The sequence below is a fragment of the Bacteroides sp. CACC 737 genome (assembly GCF_013874375.1).
Taxonomy (GTDB): Bacteria; Bacteroidota; Bacteroidia; order Bacteroidales; family Bacteroidaceae; genus Bacteroides; species Bacteroides uniformis.
The window spans coordinates 1,103,320-1,127,964 of sequence record NZ_CP059408.1 but is presented as its reverse complement, the minus strand read 5'-3'; the positions used below and the strand labels follow the sequence as shown (position 1 = coordinate 1,127,964).

Genomic DNA, 24,645 nt, shown 5'->3' with positions numbered 1-24,645 from the left:
TTAGGGGTTAAGGATTAGGGATTAATACCCTGCGGAATCATAGCGCAGCCCCACTAATCACTAATCCTTAACCTCTAATCCTTATCATCACTTTTCTTCAGCAAACATCGGGTCCCATGCCGGCAGGCGGATAGGTTTTTGTTTGAACAATTCCATCACTTTGGCAGGAACATACTTTGTCTCCACCACCAAGCGGAACATGTATTCATTGAACCACTCGTCGGTCATGATGAGATGTCCCTGGTAACCGGAAGCAGCTCCCCAGCTATTCTCTACCATCCATTTTACGGGCTTTCCGTCTTTGTTCAAGTCAACAGCCATCAAGGTCATGGCGTGGGACGAGCCGCTGGAGAAGGTCTGAATGCGTTGTTTTTTATCCATTCCGAAGGTAGTACCCATCAGTGACTCGTAGTCATAATTTTTCACATCAAGCAGACCGCGTTCAGAGTTCAGGAACTTGCCCACATCGCAAGAGAAGTACATCATGGTGCTGTCCTTCAAGGAGGCGATGGCCATCTCCTTAATATCCTCTACGGGCAGGTTGACATAAGTCCAGTTTTTACCGTCGTAACGGTGACGGTCGTAGTCTATTTCATAGCACTTATAATACTCACGACTGGGATCGTTCATCAGCATTACGTAGTTGGTCAGCAGTTGTTTGTCTCCATACTTCTCAAGGAAAGACATGGGAGTGTGATGCTCTATCTCCACGGGATTACCCTTAGCATCGTGGCAGACATAGTCGAACTCCGTGGGAGGTACACCAAGGTTCAGCACCAACATGCGGTAGATGGTTCCGAGCATTGTGGTTTTCTCCTTCTCCAGAGCTGCGGGCTTGGCACCGGCGGCAGCCATATCACGTAGTTGCAGACCATACTCTTTCAGCTTCAGAGAGATGAGGTTGGCCATGCGGGAGGTATTTTCACTGCTGTTTGTTTCAGGCATGGCATCTTTAGGAACAAGGCCGTATTTGGAAACAATGTCGGCCACACCGGTAAAGGTACCCCCATCGCTCAGCGGATGCTGGAAGAGCCATTCTACGGTTTTATCAGTCAGGGGACTCTTGGAGGTGTCGATGATGCCTTGCAAGAAGAGGTTTGCCTTCTCCAACTGGTCCCAGAAGAAAGGATAGACTTCGGAGAACTCAAAAGACTGGAAACCGTATTCGGCAAGGGTCTTGGCCCGCATCACGTTGAACCCGGTGAACAACCAGCAACGGCCGGACGACTTCTGGTCGGTGATGCCTCTGGACTCTACCTTGACGGAGAAGTGGGTATCCATGCCCTGCATATTCTCCTGGTTGAGTGCCAGTTTACGGATGTCATTATTGCCTATGGCATTGCGGAGAGCCTTGTCGGCAGCCGTGCCTTGATAACTTTGCTTGATTTGCCCAAGCATTTCGGGGCTGATGCCGCCTTTTCCTTCTTGTGCCTGCACAGAAAGCAGTGCGGCACTCAGAACAATTACAGATAAAAATCGTTTCTTCATTCAGATTATGTGTTTTTAGTTATTGATGTCTTGCTTCGTGAAGCAGACAAAAGTAATGTCTTTTTTGATAATTTTAGTGACATCTTTAGATTTATTATCTATTACAGTGAAAACTATTCGGAATAAAATAGTTTCCTTTGCACCCACATTTCGTACGACATGAAAAGATATATACTAAGCATTATCGCACTGGTGCTGTTCGCCACCACCCTTTATGCCCAGGAACAGACTGCGGCCGCCACAAACGACAGCGTTCCCGCACTGACAAAAAAAGAACTACGCAAGCAAAAGGTAGCGCGCCGGAATCTGCATTACAATATTCTGGGTGGACCCAGCTACACTCCCGACTTCGGTGCCGTGCTGGGAGGAAGCGCCCTGATGACCTTCCGCATAAACCCCAGCGACACCACGCAGTTGCGCTCCGTAGTGCCCATGGCCATCGCCTTCATGTTCAACGGTGGCATCAATCTTTTCTCCAAGCCTCAACTCTTCTTCAAGGGTGACCGTTTCCGTATCTTCGGAAAGTTTAGCTATAAAAATACGGAAGAAAACTTTTACGGCATCGGCTATAATACCAATAAAGATTACGTACGAAGCGACAGTACCAGCAAATACCGATACAGCGGCGTGCAAATCAACCCCTGGTTCCTCTTCCGGCTGGGCAACAGCAATATCTTTGCCGGACCTCAAATAGACATCAATTATGACCACCTGACGGAGCCCGGCAAGTTCTTGGTGAACGAACCTTCGTACAAAGAGGCAGGCGGTACGGCCAACGGCTACAACAACTTCAACTCCGGCCTCGGCTTCCTGCTGACATACGACAGCCGTGACGTTCCCGCCAACGCCTACCGCGGCATGTATCTGGATTTCCGCGGCATGATGTACACCAAATTCATCGGAAGCGACCAGACCTTCTACCGCCTGGAGATAGACTACCGCCAATACAAGTCACTGGGCAAGCGCAGGGTGCTTGCGTGGACGGCACAGACCAAGAACGTGTTCGGCGACGTCCCACTGACGCAATACGCCCTCACCGGAACGCCTTTCGACCTGCGCGGCTACTACATGGGGCAGTATCGCGACAAGTCCTCGCACGTGGTCATGGCAGAATACCGGCAGATGCTCAATACCGACCGCAGCACCTGGCTGAAGCGGATGCTCAACCACATAGGTTTTGTAGCCTGGACCGGGTGCGGCTTCATGGGCCCCACTCCTGGCAAGATAGAGGGCGTACTGCCCAACTATGGTGTAGGTCTACGCATTGAGGTACAGCCACGCATGAACGTCCGCCTGGATTTAGGCAAAAACACGGTAAACAACCAGATGTTGTTTTACTTCAATATGACAGAAGCGTTTTGAGTAACGCCTTACCTTGCCGTATCTGCCCGTCTCCCTCCTATGGAGAATGATTATAACATCAAAATGCCCTGAAAACCAAACTTTACCTCTTGAGACACAAACATTTCATTTTTCTTTTCTTTTTCTTGCATCAGTAAAAGATTATCCATACTTTTGGCAATCACATTTCTTTTTCCTCAAAAAGATAGCAAACAAAACAGAAGCATGAAAGTTCTTGAGATACTCTTCTGGATAAGTTTATTCATAGTGTTCTATACCTATATAGGCTATGGTATATTATTATATATTCTGGTCAAGATAAAAGAGTGCTTCCACACACCTACCCTCTGGCCTATGCCCACCGACAACGCATTGCCCCCATTGACTCTGTTTATCGCCGCCTATAATGAAGAAGATGTAGTGGACGAAAAAATGCGCAACTGTCTGGAGCTGGACTATCCTGCCGACAAGCTACGCATTCTTTGGGTGACCGACGGCAGCAACGACCGTACCAACGAACGCCTCTCCCGCTGGCCGCAAGCCACCGTCCTCCACCAACCCCAACGCCAAGGCAAGACAGCCGCCCTGAACCGCGGTATACATTTCGTAGGAACGCCCCTTGTCGTATTCACCGATGCCAATACGCACCTCAACCGAAAAGCCCTACGGGAGATAGTGCACGCCTTCACCGACCCTAAAGTGGGATGCGTGGCAGGCGAAAAACGTATTGCTGTGCAAAGTAAGGACAATGCTGCCTCTGGGGGAGAAGGGTTGTACTGGAAATACGAATCCACCCTCAAAGCGCTCGACGCACGCCTCTATTCAGCAGTAGGAGCAGCGGGTGAGTTGTTTGCCGTGCGCCGCAATCTGTTCGAAGAAATGCAAACAGACACGTTGCTCGACGACTTCACACTCTCCCTGCACATCGTCATGCAGGGACACACCATTGCCTATTGTGCCAATGCCTATGCCGTAGAAAGCGGCTCGGCAGATATGCGCGAGGAAGAAAAGCGCAAGGTGCGCATCGCTGCCGGTGGCTTGCAGTCTATCTGGCGGCTACGTCCGCTGCTCAACCCGTTCCGTTACGGCACATTCTGTTTCCAATATATTTCCCACCGGGTGCTGCGCTGGTCGCTCACTCCTATCCTATTGTTTCTATTGCTTCCCCTCAACACAATTCTCATCTTTACGACAAGCACGCCATTACTGTATGCCATCATCTGGCTGTTACAAGCTTTTTTCTACCTCATGGGAAGTTGGGGGTACTACCTTTCAACGAAGCATATAAAGAACAAGATACTTTTCATCCCCTACTATTTCCTTTTTATGAACGTCAACGTCATACGAGGATTCAACTACCTGCGCAAACGTAAAGACAATGCAAGCGGCGCATGGGAGAAGGCCAGAAGGGCATGAAACTAATACTATAAGAATGAAAAACATTTTAAAACAAGCTGAAAACGCCGAAAGACTGTTAAAGCAGACATCCGACACCATGATTCTTCTGGACAAAGACGGTATTTGTGTGGACATTGCAGTTTACAACATCAATCTCTGGTTCTTGAAGGAAGACCGGTTACTGGGCAAGAATCTGTTCCAACTAATTCCCTTATCCACTTATAACCAAATCTATCCGGACTTTAAAAGAGTACTGACGCACAAAATACGCTCTACCCATAACTACGAAATGGCCTTGAACGGCACCACTTATTTCTTCAAGTGTATCATGTCCCCCTTTGACGGAATGGTGCTCTGCCAATACCGCGACATCACGGAACGTAGCCAGCGCAAGCTGGAACTCGAAAGAAAAAACCAAGAGTTGAATGAAATCCAAAAAGCTGCGCTTATCGGAAACTGGCAATACGATTCAGACACCCAAAGCTTCAAATATGCCGGACACACCGATATCCTATGCACAGAGGAGACACAAGAAATCAATCTGAACGACTATCTGAAACTGATACTTCCCGAAGACCGGAAATCTTTCACCAACTGGCTGAAAGAAAACCTAAAAGGGAAAATGGAAAACAGTGTGGACTACCGCATCTTGCTTCAGGAAAAGATTTTCTATATACGGCTCAAGGCCTTTGCACGCGAATATCATAAAGACAAAAATACCATTCTGGAAGGATATATACAGAATATCACCGACATTCAGCAACGGCGCAACGATATCAACTTGCTGACACATGCCATCAACAACTCCACCGAAGATATTTACTCGGCACACGAAGACGGTACACTGATATTCGGCAACCGCTGCTTCAAGGAGCGACATGGCATCGGCAATACCCAAGACATCACGAAACTGAAAATATACGACTTGCCTTCGTATGGAAGAGACAAAAAATCGTGGAAAGAATTTGCAGAATGTGTCAAACGCGGAGAAACCTCCCAAGGCTATATTGTTCACAATCCGTTGCCACTGCGTCCGGAAGTACTCGCCATAGAAGGAAACGCCTATTGGGTAACGAGTGACAAAGGCGAAGGGACGGTCTGGACTTTCGGAAGGGATGTATCCACACGCATCCGGCATGAGCAACAAATCAAACAGTTCAACCTGATTCTGGACAAAATCATCGAAAACCTCCCGGCAGGCATTGTCGTGAAGGACATCAACAACAACTTCAAGTACCTCTACCGCAACCGCGAATCGTACAACCGCGAAATCCCCATACAAGAGGCATTGGGGAAAGACGACTTCGACTTTTATCCCCTGGAGACTGCCCAGGAAAAAAGAGCACAAGACATTGAAATAGCCAGGACCGGCAAAGAGATGCACTGGATTGCGGAAGAACGCGACGGAAACGGACCCCCCATCTATCTGGACAAGCGAAAGATGAAGATTGAAAGCAACGACTTCTCCCCCATCCTGCTGAACATCGAATGGGACATCACGGAAATGGAACAGATGAAACGGGAATTGCTCGTAGCCAAGGAGAAAGCCGAGACTTCCGACCAGCTCAAATCCGCTTTCCTCGCCAACATGAGCCATGAGATACGCACACCGCTCAATGCCATTGTAGGCTTCTCGCGCATCATTGCCGAAAGCACCGACGAGAAGGAACGGCTAGGCTATTACGAAATAGTAGAATCGAACAACGAACGCCTGCTCCAGCTCATTAACGAAATTCTCGACTTATCAAAAATCGAATCGGGTATCGTGGAGTTCACCATCACGCCCGTACGCCTCCATCCGCTCTGCAAGGAGATACACGACACACATATTTTCCGCTGTCCCAAAGGAGTGGAGCTGATATACGAACCCTCTGACGAGAATATCGTGATTGACGGAGACAAGAACCGGATTTTCCAGGTCATTTCCAATCTGATAGGCAATGCCTTCAAGTTCACCCCCGCCGGGTACATCAGTTACGGGTATCACCGGGAAGGCAAGTATGTAGCATTCCACGTCACCGATACGGGTATGGGAATTGCACCGGACAAAGTGGACCGGATATTCGAACGTTTTGTCAAGGTGAACAACTTTGCCCAAGGCACCGGATTGGGACTTTCCATCTGCAAGACTATCATCGAACGCCTGGGCGGCAACATATCCGTCACTTCGGAAGTGGGTAAAGGCACCACATTTATTTTTGTCCTCCCACTGGAATCCTCCAGCAAAACAGAGATGGAAAAGAAGGAAGAGAACAACCGGGAAACGACAGCAAAGGCACATTCCACAGAGCAGAGGAGCAGAAATACAGCCCCCGGAACTTCCCCGAAGAATGAAGAAGCCGGAACACTCCCTACCCCTCCTTCCAAAACCATCCTGATTGCCGAAGATACAGAAAGCAATTTCATCCTAATTAACGCCATTTTAGGCCGGCTCTATCGGTTGAAACATGCCAAAGACGGCATGGAAGCCGTAACTATGTTCGAGGAAGTCCATCCCGACCTCATCCTGATGGACATGAAAATGCCCAACCTTGACGGAATCGACGCCACACGCATCATCCGTGAACTGGCGCCGGACATCCCCATCATCGCCCTTACAGCCTATGCCTACGAACACGACAAGCAGGCTGCCCTGGAAGCAGGTTGCAACGACTTCCTTACCAAACCCTTCACCCAAGAAGTACTGAAGGAAACCATCAAGAAATGGTTGGACAATAAAGGATGACTGAAAGGACTGTAGGGTGATAAACTATCGCATTATCACCCTACTACGTTATCAACTTTCAGTGAAATTCCACTTTTTCAAGTTCTCATTTATGCAAAGATATCACTCCGCTGGATATAGGCTATCACATCGCCTTTATTGACCACATCCCCTTGCTTGGCACAGACTTCCACCACACGTCCGGTAAATCCGGTCCATATCTTCTCGTATTCACCCCACGGCGTAGAGATGTAGCAGAACACCTCATCATGCTGGTACTTGCGTCCAATGAAAGGAGCAGAAGAAGGACCTTCGACAGAAACCTCCCAAAGCACTTGCCCTTTGGAAGGCGCGATTATCGGGTCTGCCTTTGCACGCTTCAGCTTCTTGATTTCCTCTTCCGAGTATCCGTTTTTGGCCATCGCCGCATCCTTGGCACGCTGCAGGTCATCCTCAAAACGTTTCTTGGCAACGCCGGATTTATAGTCGCGATACTGCCGGTCGTGCATGGCAAGCTCGAAGAGTTCCTCGTCATCATCGCCATATTCCCAACCGTTTTCGTCCATCTCTTTCCGGTATGTATCCAGAGCATCCGGGTAGTTCAGCTGCGGGTCCGTATCCACGAACTCAAAACCCTTGGACTTGGCCAGTTCCACTATCTCGGGCGCCAAAGTACCGGGCAGGCGTCCGCTCTTGCCCAGAATCATGTCCCACGTATGGTTGTCTATCATCGTCCAGCGCTCCTCTCCCTTTACTTGCTGCATGAGGTTCATCAGAGCCACATTCTTCACATACTGGCTGAAAGGAGTCACCAAAGGAGGATAGCCCAGTTTGGGCCATACATATTCCACTTCGTCGAACAGCATGACGAGTAAGTCGTCCAGACTGAGTTCCGGCTCATTCTTGCCGCGCAGTATCATGTTGATGCCGGAATGCACTCCCTTCAAGTCGGCCATCATGGAGCCCATCATGCCACCCGGCAAACCGCACTTCAGCAAGAGTGAGGACATATGTTTATTGGTGGGATCCATGAAATAACCCAAGAAATCGTCAATGAACTCCTGCGTCATGGCACGGGCTTTCATGTAGGCTTTCATGTTTATGTCGGGCACCTGAAAACCCAGATCTTTCAGCATGGCCTGCACGGAGATGATGTCCGGATGAACCTTGCCCCACGACATGGGTTCCATCGCCACATCGATGATGTCGGCACCGTTCTCGCAGACTTCGAGAATGGAAGCCATGGAAAGTCCGGGACCGCTATGCCCGTGGTATTGTATCAGCACATCGGGATGCTTCTCCTTAATGGTTCTGACAAGCTGTCCCAGCATACCCGGACGTCCGATGCCAGCCATATCCTTCAAGCAGATTTCGGGTGCCCCGGCTTCAATCAACCGGTCGGCAATACCGGCATAGTATTCCACCGTATGGACAGGAGAATAGGTGATACAGAGCGTAGCCTGCGGTATCATGCCCGCTTCCAGGGCATATTTGATAGAAGGAATTATGTTCCGCGTCTCGTTCAGTCCGCAGAAGATACGGGTAATGTCCACACCCTGGGCATGCTTCACCTTGTACATCAGCCGGCGCACATCTGCCGGAACGGGATACATGCGCAGTGCATTCAGCCCGCGATCAAGCATATGCGTCTGTATACCTGCTTCCCTGAAAGGCGCGGTAAAGGCGCGTACAGCCTTATTGGGATTTTCGCCGTACAGAAGGTTTACCTGCTCAAAAGCTCCTCCGTTCGTTTCGACACGTGCAAAACAGCCCATTTCTACTATCAACGGAGCAATGCGTACCAACTGGTCTACCCGGGGTTGATACTTACCGGACGACTGCCACATGTCCCGGTAAACAAGACTGAATTTAATTTCCTTTTTCATCATAGTCAGTAATAAGAGATTTTTTCTTCGGTTAACTTAACATATACAAATATAAAGGATTATTCTGACATATAGTCAAGAATAATCCTTAAAAATTCATCGCAATCAATATGTTATATATCATATTGCTACTACCAAACTATTATCAGATGAAATCTTTCAGTTCATCCTGCAACTTCTGACGTGTAAAGAAGATGCGGCTTTTCACTGTTCCGAGTGGAAGACCGAGACGTTCGGCAATCTCACGGTACTTGAAACCAGACACGTGCATGGAGAAAGGGACTTTATAGTCGCGTGGAAGGGCATTGACGATGCGGTGCATTTCTTTTAGGTCGTAGGCACCTTCGGTACTGGCAAAACCAGAGTCCTGGGGCATGCTGAGGTGATACTGATTGTCCGTCTGGTCTACAAAAGTCTGTTCGCGAACTATTTTCCGGTAATTATTGATAAAGATGTTGCGCATAATGGTATACATCCAACCTTTGAAATTGGTGTCGGGTTCAAATTTGTCTTCGTTATCCAAAGCCTTGAGAGACGTCTCTTGCAACAAATCATTCGCTTCTTCCCGGTCGGCTGTCAACTTGTATGCAAAGCGAAGCAGTTCTTCTTGCACTGCAAGTAAATCTTTTCTAAAACTGTAAGTATTCATACTTTGCTCAATTTTTAAATAGTTAATAATGGTTTAGGTTTTACGGTTGCAAGTATAAGGAAGATTTGAAGCTCCGGGGGACGGAATACGGTTTTTATTAGGGGTAAAAACTATCATTTGACAGTTTCCACCCCCTCTATGATAGTTTACGGGTGATATCATGTACTGAAAATCATCATTTTTCCGAAGATTTCGTAAATGTTACGTGATTTTTTTATAGCTTTGCCTACATATAGGGAAACACTTTTATTATATAAAAACACTTTATTTTATGAAATCATTTCAATTAAAGTCACTTCTTCTGCTGGCTGCCGTCATCATCTCCCTGCCCTCCTTTGGACAAGGACTGAAAGCGTTCAAGCTGAAGAACGGTCTTTCCGTATATATATGGGAAGACGAATCCAAATCGGACGTATTCGGACTGGTAGGCGTACGTGCCGGTTCCATCAACGACCCCGAAGAGTACACGGGACTTGCACACTACCTGGAGCACGTCATGTTTAAAGGAACAGACAAGATAGGCGCGCTGAACTGGACGGAAGAAGAACCGATCTACAAGGAAATCATCGCCAAGTACGACCAGATGGCCGAAGAAGCCGACCCGGTAAAAAAAGAAGCCATCAGCAAGGAAATCAATGAGCTGACCGTCAAGGCCGGAAAGCTGGGGCTTCCCAATGAATACTCCAACCTGATGGAAAGCATGGGCGCCAAAGGGGTAAATGCAGGAACCTACTATGACTGGACCTTCTATCACAGCTCCTTCCCTGCCTATCAGATAAACAAATGGCTGGAGATTTCCTCACAACGTTTCCTGCATCCCGTATTCCGTTCCTTCCAGTCGGAGCTGGAAAACGTGTACGAAGAATATAACCGTTCACAAGATGACCAGGGACGTGCACAGAACCAGTTCGTGATGGAGAAAGCTTTTGAGGGACATCCTTACTCCCGTTCCATCATCGGCCTGCCCGAACATCTGAAGAATCCCCGCCTGAGCAAGCTGATTGAATTCTACGAACAATGGTATGTACCCGAAAACATGGTACTGGTACTCGTAGGAAACATCAAAGCCCAACAAATCAGCGGACGCATCAATGCCGCCTTCGGGCGTCTGGCTGCAAAGCCCGCACCCGAGCGCAAGGTCTACCAGAACCTCGAAATAAAAGGCCGCAAACAATATTCGGCCAAAGTGGGATTCTACCCGCAAGTGGCAATGGTATTCAACGGAGTGCCTGCCGGACATCCCGACGAAGATGCTCTGGACATCGCCCTGGCACTGCTGAACAACAACAGCCAGACCGGAACCATGGACAAGCTGGTACTGGACGGTGAGCTGACCAGCGCCGGAGCCTACACCCGTACTTTCCGTGAACAAGGGCGCGCCATCGTAGCGGCCATTCCCCTCTACGACGAAAACCAGCGCCGTTTCGAGTCTACCAAAAGCGCCGAAAAGAAAGCCTTGAAAGCCATCCAGCAAATCGCCAACGGAGAATTCGAGGACTGGAAAATTGATGCCATCAAAGCCGAGAAATGCCGCCAGTTCGACCTGGAAATGGAGTCGAACGAGGACAAGGCCATGATACTGATGAACGCCTTCTACAACGAGCAGGATTTGGGCGACATACTCAACTACAAGGACAAGATTATGGCCATCACTACTGACGACATCAAGCGGGTAGCCAAGAAATACCTGTCGGACAACTACCTGGCCCTATATATCGAAAAAGGGAAACCTGACAAAAACGCCAAGATTGAGAAGCCGGGGTACAAACCCGTAGAACCTCCGGTAGGCAAGGAATCGCTTTATGCAACGCAATTCAAGAACCTGCCCATCGGACAGATGGAAGAGAAATTCGCAGACTACGGCGAAGTGCAAATCAAGCAGCTGAACGACCGTTCCAAGATGTACTACACGCCCAACAAGGAGAACAACGTATTCCAGCTGATTGTACAATACGGAGCCGGTGAACGCGAATTCCCGAAACTGGGCTATGCCGCCCAACTGATGAACAACGCAGGTATCATGGGAGCCTACGAACCGCAAGAGCTGAAAGAAGAACTCAGCAAGCTGAACGCAACCTGCCACGTGACAGCCGATGAAGACAACCTCTACATCATCATGGAGGGCTACGAAGCCACCCTGCCGCAAGCCTGCCAGCTACTTTCACGCCAGATTCTGATGCCGAAATTGGACGAAAAGCAACTAGCACGTCTGAAAGGTTCGGCAATGGGTATGCGCCAGCAGCGTAAAGACAACGTCAGCATCCTGAACGAAGCGCTGCGCCAGTACATGCTCTACGGAGAGAAATCAGACTACATCAAGGAGCTGACCGACAAGGAGATTTACGAATTGCAGATTTCAGAACTGACGGGCGACATCAACCGTGCCTCCAACTACGAGGCAAAGGTATTCTTTACCGGAACACTCCCCTTCGACCAAGTATACGACATCCTGAGCAAGAACCTCCCGTTGGTAGCCAACGAACGCCCGTCCAACTCCCCGCAGGCAAAGGAGATGATGCCGGTAACCGAAAACACCGTCTACTTCCTGCCTAACAACGATGCAGAACAAGCCCAAATCCACCTCTACATCCCGATGCAGAAGGCTGACAAGAAGGACGACGTGCTGCGTAGCGCATTCAACCAGTACTTCGGTCTCGACTTCACCGGCATCGTTCTGAACGAAATACGCGAAAAACGCTCCATGGCCTATACAGCCTACGCATTCGTCGGCACGCAAGGCATAGCCGGAAAAGCAAGCTACCTGCGCGGCTACATCGGTACCCAGAACGACAAGGCAAACGATGCATTGGACGTACTGATGAGTCTCGTCAATGACATGCCGAAGAATCCGGAACGTATCGGCAACATCAAGAGCTACCTCCGCCAAGCCATGCTGACCAGCCACCCCAGCTTCCGCAACAAAGCTATGGAACTGGTAGACTTGGGCTACAGAGGCTACACGGACGACCCAGCCAAAGAAAACCTGCCGAAAGTAGATGCACTGACCTTTGACGACATCGTGAAGTTCTACGAAGAGAACATCAAAGGCAAACCTTACTGCATCTCCATCATGGGCAACCCGAAGGACATCGACCTGAAGCGGCTGGAGAAATTCGGCAAGGTAGTGAAACTGAACGAACGCAAGCTCTTCAACACGAAGGATGCATTGTTCTAACCTAGTCTTATCTCTTTAGCAATCCTATCCTCGCTCCCTTTAATAAGGGGAACGAGACATATGAAAAATTCCCCGACATTTCGGTTTGAAAATGCCGGGGAATCTTATTTTAAAACATCTGGGAAGTGCTTCTCCGGAATGTCCGAGTTTCACCGGAAAATCCCTGAGGTTTTCAGACTGCAAACAACGGACTACATTTCCTGCTCCTCTTCATTACCCGAAAGGATAGGAAGGCAAATCCTATACTTTACTGCCAGTATACGGGTAACGAACACCGTCACACCACCCACAATCTGGCACACGAAAGACTCCATCCCCAGAAGGTGGCACATCCAGTAGAAGGTTCCTCCCACCACACAAGCCATCGCATAAATCTCCTTCCGGAATATCAGCGGAATTTCGTTGATGAATACGTCACGTATCACACCTCCCGCAGCCCCGGTAATGCTGCCCATGATGATGGCCACCCAGAAGGGATAGCCCAGCGCGATGCTCTTGCCCACACCAACGACCGTGAACAGTGCCAGGCCGATACTGTCGAATATGAAGAATGTATTGTGCAGATGGATGAGATGCTTACCGAAGAGGATGACCCACAACAAGGCCAGTCCGGTACAAATCAAATAAATAGGGTCCGTCATCCAACCCGGGGTGACGTCCAGCAGCAGGTCGCGTATCGTACCGCCTCCGATGGCCGTCACAAAACCCACCACATACGCTCCAAACCAGTCGAACCGCTTGGCCGAGGCCAGACGTATGCCACTAATGGCAAAGGCAAATGTGCCAATGAAATCGAGTATCTGAACAAATGTTGGCATTATCACTTTGAGAATTAAAAATTAAAAATTAAACAAGTGCTTCGAGTATCCAAAATTAAATCCGAGTATCCAAAACCGAAAAAGATAATACATATTTCAACAGACACTCTGAAAATAATAGGCAAAGTAACAAATAATTTCCCTAAGAAAGCGTATTTTTGTATCGACATTTTTTTACCAATTACGACAATGAAAATAACAATCGTATCGGGCGCACGCCCCAACTTCATGAAAATAGCCCCCATCTGCCGCGCCATCGACGCCGCCAGAGAGGCAGGAAAGAACATCTCCTACCGCATCGTCTACACCGGTCCGCAGGATGACACCAGCCTGGATGCCTCGCTCTTCTCCGACCTCTCTATGAGGAAACCGGATGCCTGCCTCGGCGTCACCGGACATGACCACTCGCAGGTGGCAGCCTCCATCATGCTTGCCTTCGAGCGCGAGTTGGACGGGCACCCAGCACAAGTCGTACTGGTGGTAGATGACATGACCGCCACCATGAGTTGCTCCATCGTCGCCAAGAAGCGCGGGCTGAAGGTGGCGCACGTCATAGCAGGCACGCGCTCCTTCGACATGAACATGCCCCGCGAAGTGAACCGAACCATCGTGGACGCCATCTCCGACTATCTCTTCACTGCCGGCATGGTGGCCAACCGCAATCTCAACCAAGAGGGTATGATACCCGACTATATCCACTACGTGGGCAACATACTGATTGACACCATCCGCTTCAACCGCCACCGCCTGGTGCAGCCCATGTGGTTCTCCAGCCTCGGCCTGCGGAAAGGAAACTACTTGCTACTAACCCTCAACCGCCGTGACCTGCTGGCAAAGAAGGCCGTGCTGCACTCCCTGCTCCAAACCGTCATCGAAAAAGCCGACGGCATGCCTATCGTCGCCCCTCTGCACCCCTACGTACAAAAGGCAGTGAAGTCACTGGGACTGGATGCCCCTAACCTGCACATCCTGCCTCCACAGAGCTACCTGCACTTCGGGTTCCTCATCAATCAGGCACGGGGCATCGTCACCGACTCGGGCAACATTGCCGAAGAAGCCACCTTCCTTGACGTCCCCTGCATCACCCTCAACACCTACGCCGAGCATCCCGAAACCTGGCGTATCGGTACCAACGAGCTGGTCGGCGAAAACTCCTTCGCCCTCTCCGCCTCGCTCGACAAGCTGCTGCACGGAGAATGGAAGCACGCCATCCTACCCGACCGCTGGGACGGACGGACGGCGGAACGCATCGTACAGACACTACTGAACGGCAACAATTCATAATCCTCCATAAATTCTATCCCAAGCTTGCAAACGTCTATCCCAAACCTACGGACGCTTATCCCAAGCTTGGGTCTTTCTATCCCAAGGCTTGGGATAGAGCTTTCTCCATACATTGCGCAACTTTATCCTTTATATCCGGCAACTTCTCTACAAGGATTCCGTACATTTTTTATCTGTATCCAGCAAACAAGACATACGACTTTCACGTTCATTTAACCATATCTCCCGTTTCTTTAGTCTATATTTGCTTCTTGATTAACCTTAATTTGTTAACTTTGTGCCCGAATTATCTGTAACTTATGAAGCAAAGATATATAATTTATGCCCTTTTCCTGCTGTCACTGTTTGTCTCCATCAGCGCATCCGCCCAAATTAAGGGTGTCATCACAGACTCTCTCACGAACGAACCGCTGATGTATATCACCGTACAGTATGAAGGGAAAGGTGTAGGCGGCATCTCCAACGCAAACGGTGAATACCAGGTTGAAACCCACAAAGGCTGGGATGAGCTGACATTCTCCGCTGTAGGTTATATCACCAAGAAAGTGAAACTGAATCCCGGTACCCGGGTGCTGAACGTCAAGTTGCAACCGGACGACATCATGCTCTCCGAGGTCGTCGTGAAACCCAAGAAGGAGAAATATTCCCGCAAGAACAACCCCGCCGTGGAGTTTATGAAGAAGGTCATCGAGAACAAGAAGGCCTTGAAACTGGAAGAGAACGACTACTATCAGTATCAGAAATATGAAAAGATGAAGATGTCGCTCAACGACGTTACCCCCGACAAAATGGAGAAAGGTATTTACAAGAAATTCTCCTTCTTCAAAGACCAGGTGGAGGTATCGCCCAAGACCAACAAGATGATTCTACCCATCTCCATCAAGGAGACGGCGAGCAAGACCATTTTCCGTAAAAGCCCCAAGAGCGAAAAGACCATCATCGAAGGCATGAACTCCACTGGTATCGAAGAGTTCTTCAACACCGGAGACATGCTGGGGACCATCCTTACGGACGTATTCTCCGACATCAACATCTACGACGACGACATCCGGCTGCTGCAACGCCGCTTCGTCAGCCCCATCGGTCGCGGAGCCATCAGCTTCTATAAGTACTATCTGATGGACACACTCATGGTGGACAAGCAGGAGTGCGTCCATCTGACTTTCGTTCCGCAGAACCCGCAGGACTTCGGTTTCACGGGGCACCTTTACGTGGTGAAGGACTCCACCTATGCCGTGAAGAAATGTACCATGAACCTACCCAAGAAGACGGGTGTCAACTTCGTGGAAAACCTCGACATCGTGCAGCAGTTCGAACAACTGCCCGACAGCAACTGGGTGTTGACCGACGACGACATGACCGTGGAACTACACTTCGTGAAAGGTATCCAAGGCCTGGAAGTGCAACGGACCACCAAATACAGCGACTATCAATTCACGGAAATAGAGCCCCGCCTCTTCCGTCTGAAAGGAAACGTCATCAAGGAAGCGAACATGCTTGCCAAGAGCGACGAATACTGGGCGAAAGTCCGCCAAGTACCCCTCACCAAGAAAGAGAGCACGATGGACGTATTCATGAACCGCATCGAGCAGATTCCCGGCTTCAAGTACGTTATCTTCGGGGCGAAAGCCTTGATTGAGAACTTCGTGGAGACGGGTGGCAAGAAGCATCCCAGCAAGTTCGACTTCGGTCCCATCAACACGATGATAACCAGCAACTACGTCAACGGCACGCGCTTCCGTCTGAGCGGTATGACAACAGGTAACCTTGACCCGCATTGGAGCCTGAGCGGCTACGGTGCCTACGGAACCAAGGACAAGAAATGGTTCTACTCCGGACAGGTGGCCTACTCCTTCAACAAGCGCGAATACGTATTGTGGGAGTTCCCGAAACACTATATCGCCTTCAAGTACACCTACGACGTGATGTCTCCCATGGACAAGTATCTCGCCACGGACAAGGACAACTTGTTTGTCGGCTGGAAATGGACGACGGTGGACCAGATGTCCTACATGCGCGACGCCACGCTGACTTACGAGCTGGAGACCAATACCGGCTTCTCCGTACAGGCCATGGCGCGCCATCGTAACGACCAGCCTGCCGGACAATTGCAATACTGGAAGAACAACGGAGGAACACCCGGACAATGGGACGAAAAAAATACGTTGGTGCACGACATCACCACCACCGAGCTGGGTGTGACTTTGCGTTACGCTCCCGGTGAGACCTTCGTCAACACCAAGCAACGCCGCGTGCCCGTATCGTTGGATGCGCCCACCTTCACCCTCTCCCACACCGCCGGATTCAAGGGCGTGCTGGGTGGAGAGTATAACTTCAACCTGACGGAAGCCAGCATCCGCAAGCGCTTCTGGCTCGGCTCGTGGGGCAAGCTGGACGTAACGGCACGTGCCGGTGCGCAATGGAACACCGTTCCCTTCCCCCTGCTGAACCTGCCGATGGCGAACCTCTCGTACATCACGCAGAACAACGAGTCCTTCAACCTCATCAACAACATGGAGTTCCTGAACGACCGCTACGCCTCCCTCAACCTAAGCTACGACATGAACGGAAAACTCTTCAACCGCATCCCGCTCATCAAGAAGCTGAAGTGGCGCGAGATGTTCCGCATCCGTGGCTTGTGGGGCACGCTGACGGACAAGAACAACCCGTACAAGAGCAACAATCCCGACTTATTCCTCTTCCCCATGCGCGACGGTGTACCCACCAGCCACGTCATGGGCAAGACTCCCTATGTGGAAGCCAGCGTAGGTATCTACAATATCTTCAAACTGCTCCACATAGAATATGTACGTAGGCTGACCTATACGGACATACCGGGAGTGAAGAAGGGCGGTATACGCTTCATGATATTAATGATATTTTAAGAGTTACATACTATGCAACCATTAGCAGAACGGCTTAGACCAAGAACATTAGATGAATATATCGGTCAGAAACATTTAGTGGGACCAGGTGCAGTGCTGCGTAAGATGATTGATGCAGGACGTATCTCTTCGTTTATCCTATGGGGTCCTCCGGGAGTGGGAAAGACAACCTTGGCGCAGATTATCGCCAACAAGCTGGAAACTCCTTTCTATACGCTCAGTGCCGTGACCAGCGGCGTGAAGGACGTGCGCGACGTGATAGAGCGCGCCAAGAGCAACCGTTTCTTCTCGCAAGCCAGTCCCATCCTCTTCATTGACGAGATACACCGCTTCAGCAAATCGCAGCAAGACTCACTGCTGGGAGCCGTGGAGCAAGGCACCGTGACGCTGATAGGCGCCACCACGGAGAACCCTTCGTTCGAGGTCATCCGCCCGCTGCTGTCCCGCTGCCAGCTCTATACCTTGAAGTCACTGGAGAAGGACGACCTGCTGGAACTGCTGCAACGTGCCATCACCACAGACACCGTGCTGAAGGAACGGAAGATAGAACTGGAAGAAACCACCGCCATGCTCCGCTTCAGCGGAGGAGACGCCCGCAAGCTGCTCAACATCCTCGAACTGGTGGTAGACTCCGAAGCCGCAGACCCTGTCCTCATCACCGACGACATGGTGACCGAACGCCTGCAACAGAACCCTCTTGCCTACGATAAGGACGGCGAGATGCACTACGACATCATCTCCGCCTTTATCAAATCCATTCGCGGCAGCGACCCGGATGGCGCCATCTACTGGCTGGCGCGCATGGTCGAAGGAGGTGAAGACCCTGCCTTCATAGCCCGCCGCCTCGTCATCTCCGCCTCCGAAGACATCGGACTGGCCAACCCCAACGCACTGCTGCTTGCCAACGCCTGCTTCGACACGCTGATGAAAGTGGGATGGCCCGAAGGACGTATCCCACTGGCAGAAGCCACCATATACCTTGCCACCAGCCCCAAGAGCAACTCCGCCTATATGGCCATCAACAATGCCCTGGAACTGGTACGTGAAACGGGCAACCTCCCCGTCCCTCTGCACCTGCGCAACGCCCCTACCAAGCTGATGAAGCAGTTGGGCTACGGCGAGAAGTACAAGTACGCTCACGACTACCCCGGCAACTTCGTCAAGCAGCAATTCCTGCCCGACGAATTGAAAGACCGCCGTATCTGGGAGCCACAACTCAACCCTGCCGAGCAGAAGCACAAGGAACGGATGCAGCAACTCTGGGGAGAGGAAAAGAAATGGTAAACTATCAATTAAAATTAAAAGTTAGAGATTAAAACTCGGATACAGAAAATCCCCACAACAAATAACTTATAACTCCATGAATATAGTAGTATTAGACGGCTATGCCGCCAACCCCGGCGACCTTTGCTGGGACGAATTGCAAGCCTTGGGCGAGTGCACCATCTACGACCGCACCGCCCCTGCGGAAGTATTGGAACGCGCCGCTGGTGCAGAAATCCTGCTGACCAACAAAACCGTGCTCACCGCTGAGCACATGGCGGCACTGCCCGAACTGAAATACATCGGTGTGCTGGCTACCGGATACAACATCGTAGACACCGCCGCTGCCAAAGAACGCGGCATCATTGTCACCAATATTCCCGCCTACAGCACCGACTCCGTTGCCCAGATGGTCTTTGCCCATATTCTGAACATCACCCAGCAAGTGCAACACCACTCTGAAGAGGTGCACCGAGGCCGCTGGACAGCAAGCAAGGACTTCTGCTTCTGGGACACGCCGCTCATCGAACTGCGCGAAAAAAAGCTCGGAATCGTAGGCCTGGGGCACACCGGCTTCACCACCGCCCGCATCGCCATCGGCTTCGGTATGAAGGTATGTGCCTACACCTCCAAGACCAACTTCCAGCTTCCTCCCGAAATCCGCAAGATGGAGCTGGACGAGTTGTTCCGCGAATGTGACATCATCAGCCTGCACTGTCCCCTCACCGACTCCACCCGCGAGATGGTGAATGCAGAACGGCTCCGGCTGATGAAGCCCACCGCCATCCTCATCAATACCGGACGCGGCCCGCTCATCAACGAACAAGACCTTGCCAATGCACTTAACAACGGCACCATCTATGCCGCCGGCGTAGACGTACTCTCGCAGGAGCCTCCCCGTGCCGACAATCCATTGCTCTCTGCCCGTAACTGCTACATCACTCCGCACATTGCCTGGGCAAGCACGGCCGCGCGCGAACGCCTCATGCTGATTATGCTCGAAAACATCAAAGCCTACCAAGACGGCAAGCCGGTGAACGTAGTGAATAAATAACAGACATTACAGCATCTCTTCGCTGTATATCCCGGTGGAAGAGATGCTGTAACAAGCTCTGTATGGCAGGGTACCATAACAAAACAAACAAGCAAACAACATGGGAAAGTCCGCCGTAAAAGGTCTGTTCTACATCTGCCTGATAGCAGCAACATTCGTTTTGGCCACCATCACCATAGTGGCAGCCTTCTCAGGAAACGTGGCTCCGGTCGATTCCGCCATCATGCCATTACTGGGGCTGGCAGTGCCCGTACTCCTGATTGTCAATCTGATAACGGCACTCTGCTGGGCATTGGCCCATAAGCGCTGGGCACTGGTTCCGCTGGCGGCATTCTTCTGCAACTGGGGATATCTGACGTCTGTCTTCCAGCTCCACCTGCCGAAAGACAAAACCCCGGCAGGCAAGTATCTGAAGATAGCCACCTACAACATACACAACTTTGGAGGTGAGATTACCGGTTATTCCTGCAAGGAGATAGCCCGGTACATGCAGCAGGAGGGCGTGGATGTGCTGTGCTTCCAGGAGTTCGGAGACAACAGCGACTTCCCCACGGACAGCATACGGCGCATACTCTCGCATTGGTCACACGCGCTCATCCCTTCCGAAGACTCCAAGGGCGTACTGCCTATCGCCGTATTCAGCCGCTATCCATTGGCGAACCACCGTTTCATCACTTACCAGCGCAGCTCCAACTGTAGCATGATGTGCGATGTAGCGATGGATACGGATACCATACGTCTGATAAACAACCACCTGCAGACCACCAGCGTCAGCCAGAAGCGCAGGAAGTGGGAACGCGAGCTGGCCACCGACGACACCCGCCGCGAAGTCCAGGCAGCCAAAGATGCCGCAGGCACCCTGCACGAAAACTTCGTGAAACGGGCCACACAGGCTTACGTCATCAGCCACTACGCCAAGGCCAGCCCCTATCCCGTGCTGTTATGCGGTGACTTCAACTCGATACCTTCCTCCTACACCTACCACCATTTGAGGAAAACCCTCAAAGACGGATTCCGCACTGCCGGAAACGGATACATGTACACCTACCGCTATACCAAACGCATGTTGCGTATTGACTACATCTTCCACTCCCCCAGTCTGAAGGGTATTGCATACTACTCTCCGGACCTGGATTTGTGCAGCGACCACAATCCAGTGATTATGGAGGTTGAAATACAATAAAGTAAAGAAAGCCCAAAACAGCAAGGGCTATCCCGGGATTTCCGGGACAGCCCTTGCCTTATCATATTCCGCCATTCAGCGGAGGTTGTCTGCATCCGGTTAGTTGAACACGTAACGGATGCCGACTTGCAACTTCCAGCATTCGCTGTAGTTCTGATAGGTGTCGTAAGTCTTGGTAGGATATTCACCGTTCACCTTATACATGGAGAATACCGGAGTCAGATCAGTGACGCTCTTCACCCCTTCATACTTCAGGATTCGGTTGCTGTTGGAAACGGTGTTGGTCTTGGAGATACCCCATTTGGAGTTGATAAGATTACCCACGTTCATGATGTCGAAACTCAACTGGAAGCAATGCTTGGTCTTGCCAATCTTGAATTCAAAATCCTCCAGCAGACGGAAGTCAAAGCGGTGCACCCACGGAGCACGGGCAGCATAAGCCTCGGCATACTGTCCTTTGTGATTCTTCAGGTACGAATCCTGCTCTACGAATTTCCAGAAAGCAACGCGGTCTTCCTCTGTCTTGAAGTTGATTTCACTATCGTCCTTCGGAATGTACATCAGGTCGTTGTTGATGCCGTCACCATTCATGTCATTGGTGTAGCAGAAGCTGTAACCGCCGGAAGAATAACCGGAATAGAACAGATTCAGGTGTGTGCCGCGAAGCAGGCCTTTGTGTCTGAAGGGAATGTAGTAGCCCACGGAAGCAATCACCTTGTCGGGAACCACATACTGTGAACGTTGTGCATCCACATAATTGGAACCGTCAATCGTGTTCAGTCCCTGCCAGGTAGAGATGGGGTCGCTGCCTGGAAGACCGGAAACTTCTTTGGACTCCGTGTGCGTATAGGCCAGCATCAGCATCAGGTCGTCCAACGGCTGGGCATTCACCGTGATGTTTGCCGTATAGCCGTAGCCTTTGGATGTATTGTCGAGCACCACGGCATTCTTGCCATTGTAATGCACGAAGTCGCCTGCATATTTCACATTCTTATCGGGGTTGTCATAAAGAGAATAAGAGTACACCATGCGGTTATCCGCACCATTGAAACGTTGCATACCTGTATGCAGCAGTTCCGTAGTTGTCACCTCTTTTCCATCAGCGCCCTTGACGGTGGTCAGCTTATTGTATTTCCATTCGTCGGGGTTCTTGATATTGATATTGTTGATGGTAACGGCATTCACATTCTTTGTAAACATGAACTCTCCCGTCACGGTCAAGGGGAAAGATACGGGTACCTGATAATCCACCGCAATAGACGACTTCCACACCTGTGGCATCTTGAAGTCCTTGGCCACACCCGAAATCTTACTCCCCGCCACGTGTTTCTCAATCGTGGTGGGGAGGTTGAACTTGTCGATTATCTGGTTCATGTCCGTAATCATGCCACCTGCCAACTGATCCAGACGGGAATCGTGGCCCACCACTTTTCCATTGTCATATTGGGTCTTAAAGGTAACGGAGTTCTGTACCATAGAAGCATTGGTCGGCATATTGGTGAAGAAAACCAACGGCAGACGTCCCGTAAACACACCCGTACCTCCACGTACTTTCAGCGACTTGTCCTTGAACACATCCCAAACGAAACCTACACGGGGAGAAATCTGCCATCTGGAATCCGGCCACTTGCCGGTGTCGATGTGCTGCCCGTCGAAGTCAAGCTCATAGATGGCATCGTTTCTCTGGAGGTCGTCGTTGTCGAACATCAAGTTGTCGAAACGGATACCGTAGGTCAGTTTCAGACTGTTGCCGAGATTCCATTCATCTTGGGCATAGAAGCCAAGCTGGTTGAAGGTAACCTGGGCATTGGGGTTAGCCACGCCGTTGAAACCATAAGTCAAAGCGAATGATTCGGGAGCTGCGCCACTCAGGAAATCTTCCAGACTGTTGTAGCGATAGTATCCCGTACCGTTACGCATATAGGCGTTATTGGCAAACTGGTGCTCGTAGCTAAGGCCTGCCGTCAGCTTGTGGTTACCGGTGAAGAAAGTGAAGTTATCGGTAATGTTCGTAATCTTGTTCTTCACACCATTGTTGTAAGTGAACAGCTCGTAACCGGCGCTCATATACGGTTCCAGAATCTGGTTTCCATTCTCGTCCTTGCCTGCCATGATGTCAATGAAGGGGAAAGGAGAAGAATTGGTGCCGCGCATGTCCTCAATATTGGTGTAGGTAAACAGCAACTGATTGGAAATCTTATCGGTGAAACGACTATTCAAATCTGCCGCCCAAGACTGCACCTTGTTGTCCATAGAATACATGCTGTTGGCAAACGCCATAGACTGCGTACCTACGCGGTAAGTATTGTTCAAACGGTATCCTGTATCGGAAGAGTTACCGTTCGGTGCATTCCAAGCCGTATTCTTCGTATTGTTGTAGCGGAGACTCAAGCGATGGCGGTCCGTGATGTTCCAGTCGATGCGGGCCAGCAGCTTGGTGTTCTCCTCGTCGGCAGGGAAATTGGTGTAGGAGCCTGCATCATAGCCGTATTTGTCCTTCAGATGGTTGTACACCTTCTCCATGTCCGACTTCAGTGTACGGGACACCATACCTTTCGCATCTTCGCCGTCCTCGCGCGCGCGATATTTTATAACCTCTCCCGGAGTCTTCTCTTTTTCGTAGTTCACAAAGAAGAACAACTTGTTCTTGATGATGGGACCACCCAGCGTAAAGCCGTAGGTAGTCTTGGACTCATCGGAACGTGCTCCCAGGTCCTCGCCGTTGATGCGGTTACCACGCATGTCCTGGTTGCGGTAATAGGTATAGGCAGTACCTCTGAATGTGTTCGTACCGCTCTTGGTGATGGCATTGATGCCACCGCCGATGAAGTTCGTCTGGCGCACGTCGAACGGGGCGACAACTACCTGCACTTCTTCGATGGCATCCATCGAGATGGGATTGCCGCCACCGGGAAGGTTGGAACTCAGTCCAAAGTTGTTGTTGAAGTTGGCACCGTCGATGGTGAAGTTCGTGGAACGTCCGTCACCTCCGGCAAAGCTCATGCCATTGGCGTAGGGAGAAAGGCGGGCGATGTCGCTGATACTACGGTTCACGGTAGGGAGCTGCGTTATCTGTGCAGAAGAGATGTTGGTAGTGGCACCTGTCTTTTCGGCGGTGAACTTGGTCTTGGCCGCCGTCACAATCACTTCGTTCAGCAGCTCAGAAGATTCGCTCATCTCTACGTTCAGGTTATACACCTCGCCCAGTTGGAGAGTGATGTCCTTATAAATAACTGTCTGATAGCCGATATAGGAAATCTCCACCCGATAGGGACCACCGGTGCGCATACCCTGGATGGAATAGCGTCCGTCGACATTGGTCACGGTTCCGTAGCGCGAACCGGAAGGCTGGTGCACCGCCTGGACAGTGGCACCAATAATGGGCTCATTACTTGCATCCGCCACCTTACCCGCCATAGAAGCTGTGGTGACCTGCGCATCTACACCCACGGTGGCCAGTAGCAGCAGCACCGTCAGTATAATTCTTACTCTCTTTAACATAATGTCTTTTAAATTA

The 24,645-nt window shown here is 50.6% G+C and carries 14 protein-coding genes; 9 read left to right on the top strand and 5 right to left on the bottom strand.

Annotated elements, in window-relative coordinates:
- Positions 1-87 precede the first annotated feature (87 nt).
- A complete protein-coding gene (locus H1A11_RS04805; RefSeq protein WP_181757789.1) occupies positions 88-1,488 on the bottom strand; it encodes a C1 family peptidase in 1,401 nt (466 codons plus the stop codon).
- A gap of 159 nt (positions 1,489-1,647) precedes the next feature.
- Here H1A11_RS04805 and H1A11_RS04800 point away from each other — a divergent pair, with 159 nt between their 5' ends.
- The 3 genes from H1A11_RS04800 (at position 1,648) to H1A11_RS04790 (ending at position 6,952) form a co-directional block, all read left to right on the top strand.
- Positions 1,648-2,850, top strand: a complete 1,203-nt coding sequence (locus H1A11_RS04800) for a BamA/TamA family outer membrane protein (protein WP_098032475.1) — start codon at positions 1,648-1,650, stop codon at positions 2,848-2,850.
- Between the two features lie 204 nt (positions 2,851-3,054).
- A complete protein-coding gene (locus H1A11_RS04795; protein ID WP_117600546.1) occupies positions 3,055-4,245 on the top strand; it encodes a glycosyltransferase family 2 protein in 1,191 nt (396 codons plus the stop codon).
- A 16-nt stretch (positions 4,246-4,261) separates the two neighbouring features.
- The gene (locus H1A11_RS04790) at positions 4,262-6,952 is read left to right on the top strand and encodes an ATP-binding protein (protein WP_181757788.1); all 2,691 of its coding nucleotides are present in this window, start codon (positions 4,262-4,264) and stop codon (positions 6,950-6,952) included.
- An 89-nt stretch (positions 6,953-7,041) separates the two neighbouring features.
- Here the strand turns inward: H1A11_RS04790 and H1A11_RS04785 are convergent, their stop codons facing one another.
- Both H1A11_RS04785 and H1A11_RS04780 read right to left on the bottom strand, forming a co-directional pair.
- The gene (locus H1A11_RS04785) at positions 7,042-8,817 is read right to left on the bottom strand and encodes a biotin/lipoyl-binding protein (protein ID WP_117600662.1); all 1,776 of its coding nucleotides are present in this window, start codon (positions 8,815-8,817) and stop codon (positions 7,042-7,044) included.
- A gap of 145 nt (positions 8,818-8,962) precedes the next feature.
- Complete coding sequence (locus H1A11_RS04780) at positions 8,963-9,466, bottom strand: RNA polymerase sigma factor (RefSeq protein ID WP_117600548.1); 504 nt, start codon at positions 9,464-9,466, stop codon at positions 8,963-8,965.
- A gap of 271 nt (positions 9,467-9,737) precedes the next feature.
- Here H1A11_RS04780 and H1A11_RS04775 point away from each other — a divergent pair, with 271 nt between their 5' ends.
- A complete protein-coding gene (locus tag H1A11_RS04775) occupies positions 9,738-12,641 on the top strand; it encodes a pitrilysin family protein (protein WP_117964446.1) in 2,904 nt (967 codons plus the stop codon).
- A 191-nt stretch (positions 12,642-12,832) separates the two neighbouring features.
- On the opposite strand, the gene H1A11_RS04770 is transcribed toward H1A11_RS04775, so the two are convergent.
- On the bottom strand, positions 12,833-13,459 hold the full coding sequence (locus tag H1A11_RS04770) for a trimeric intracellular cation channel family protein (RefSeq protein ID WP_034528739.1): 627 nt from the start codon (positions 13,457-13,459) through the stop codon (positions 12,833-12,835).
- Positions 13,460-13,648: 189 nt separating this feature from the next.
- On the opposite strand from H1A11_RS04770, the gene H1A11_RS04765 reads away from it, so the two are divergent.
- The 5 genes from H1A11_RS04765 (at position 13,649) to H1A11_RS04745 (ending at position 21,128) form a co-directional block, all read left to right on the top strand.
- On the top strand, positions 13,649-14,743 hold the full coding sequence (locus tag H1A11_RS04765) for a UDP-N-acetyl glucosamine 2-epimerase (protein WP_117600550.1): 1,095 nt from the start codon (positions 13,649-13,651) through the stop codon (positions 14,741-14,743).
- A gap of 299 nt (positions 14,744-15,042) precedes the next feature.
- Entirely contained in the window at positions 15,043-17,628 is a 2,586-nt protein-coding gene (locus H1A11_RS04760; RefSeq protein WP_117600551.1) for a DUF5686 and carboxypeptidase-like regulatory domain-containing protein, read from the top strand.
- A 12-nt stretch (positions 17,629-17,640) separates the two neighbouring features.
- Complete coding sequence (locus H1A11_RS04755; protein ID WP_117600552.1) at positions 17,641-18,912, top strand: replication-associated recombination protein A; 1,272 nt, start codon at positions 17,641-17,643, stop codon at positions 18,910-18,912.
- Positions 18,913-18,988: 76 nt separating this feature from the next.
- Positions 18,989-19,945 (top strand): D-2-hydroxyacid dehydrogenase, encoded by a 957-nt coding sequence (locus tag H1A11_RS04750; protein WP_117964449.1) that lies wholly within the window; start codon positions 18,989-18,991, stop codon positions 19,943-19,945.
- Positions 19,946-20,045: 100 nt separating this feature from the next.
- The gene (locus H1A11_RS04745; protein WP_181757787.1) at positions 20,046-21,128 is read left to right on the top strand and encodes an endonuclease/exonuclease/phosphatase family protein; all 1,083 of its coding nucleotides are present in this window, start codon (positions 20,046-20,048) and stop codon (positions 21,126-21,128) included.
- Positions 21,129-21,227: 99 nt separating this feature from the next.
- On the opposite strand, the gene H1A11_RS04740 is transcribed toward H1A11_RS04745, so the two are convergent.
- Entirely contained in the window at positions 21,228-24,629 is a 3,402-nt protein-coding gene (locus H1A11_RS04740; protein WP_117600555.1) for a TonB-dependent receptor, read from the bottom strand.
- Positions 24,630-24,645: the final 16 nt, after the last annotated feature.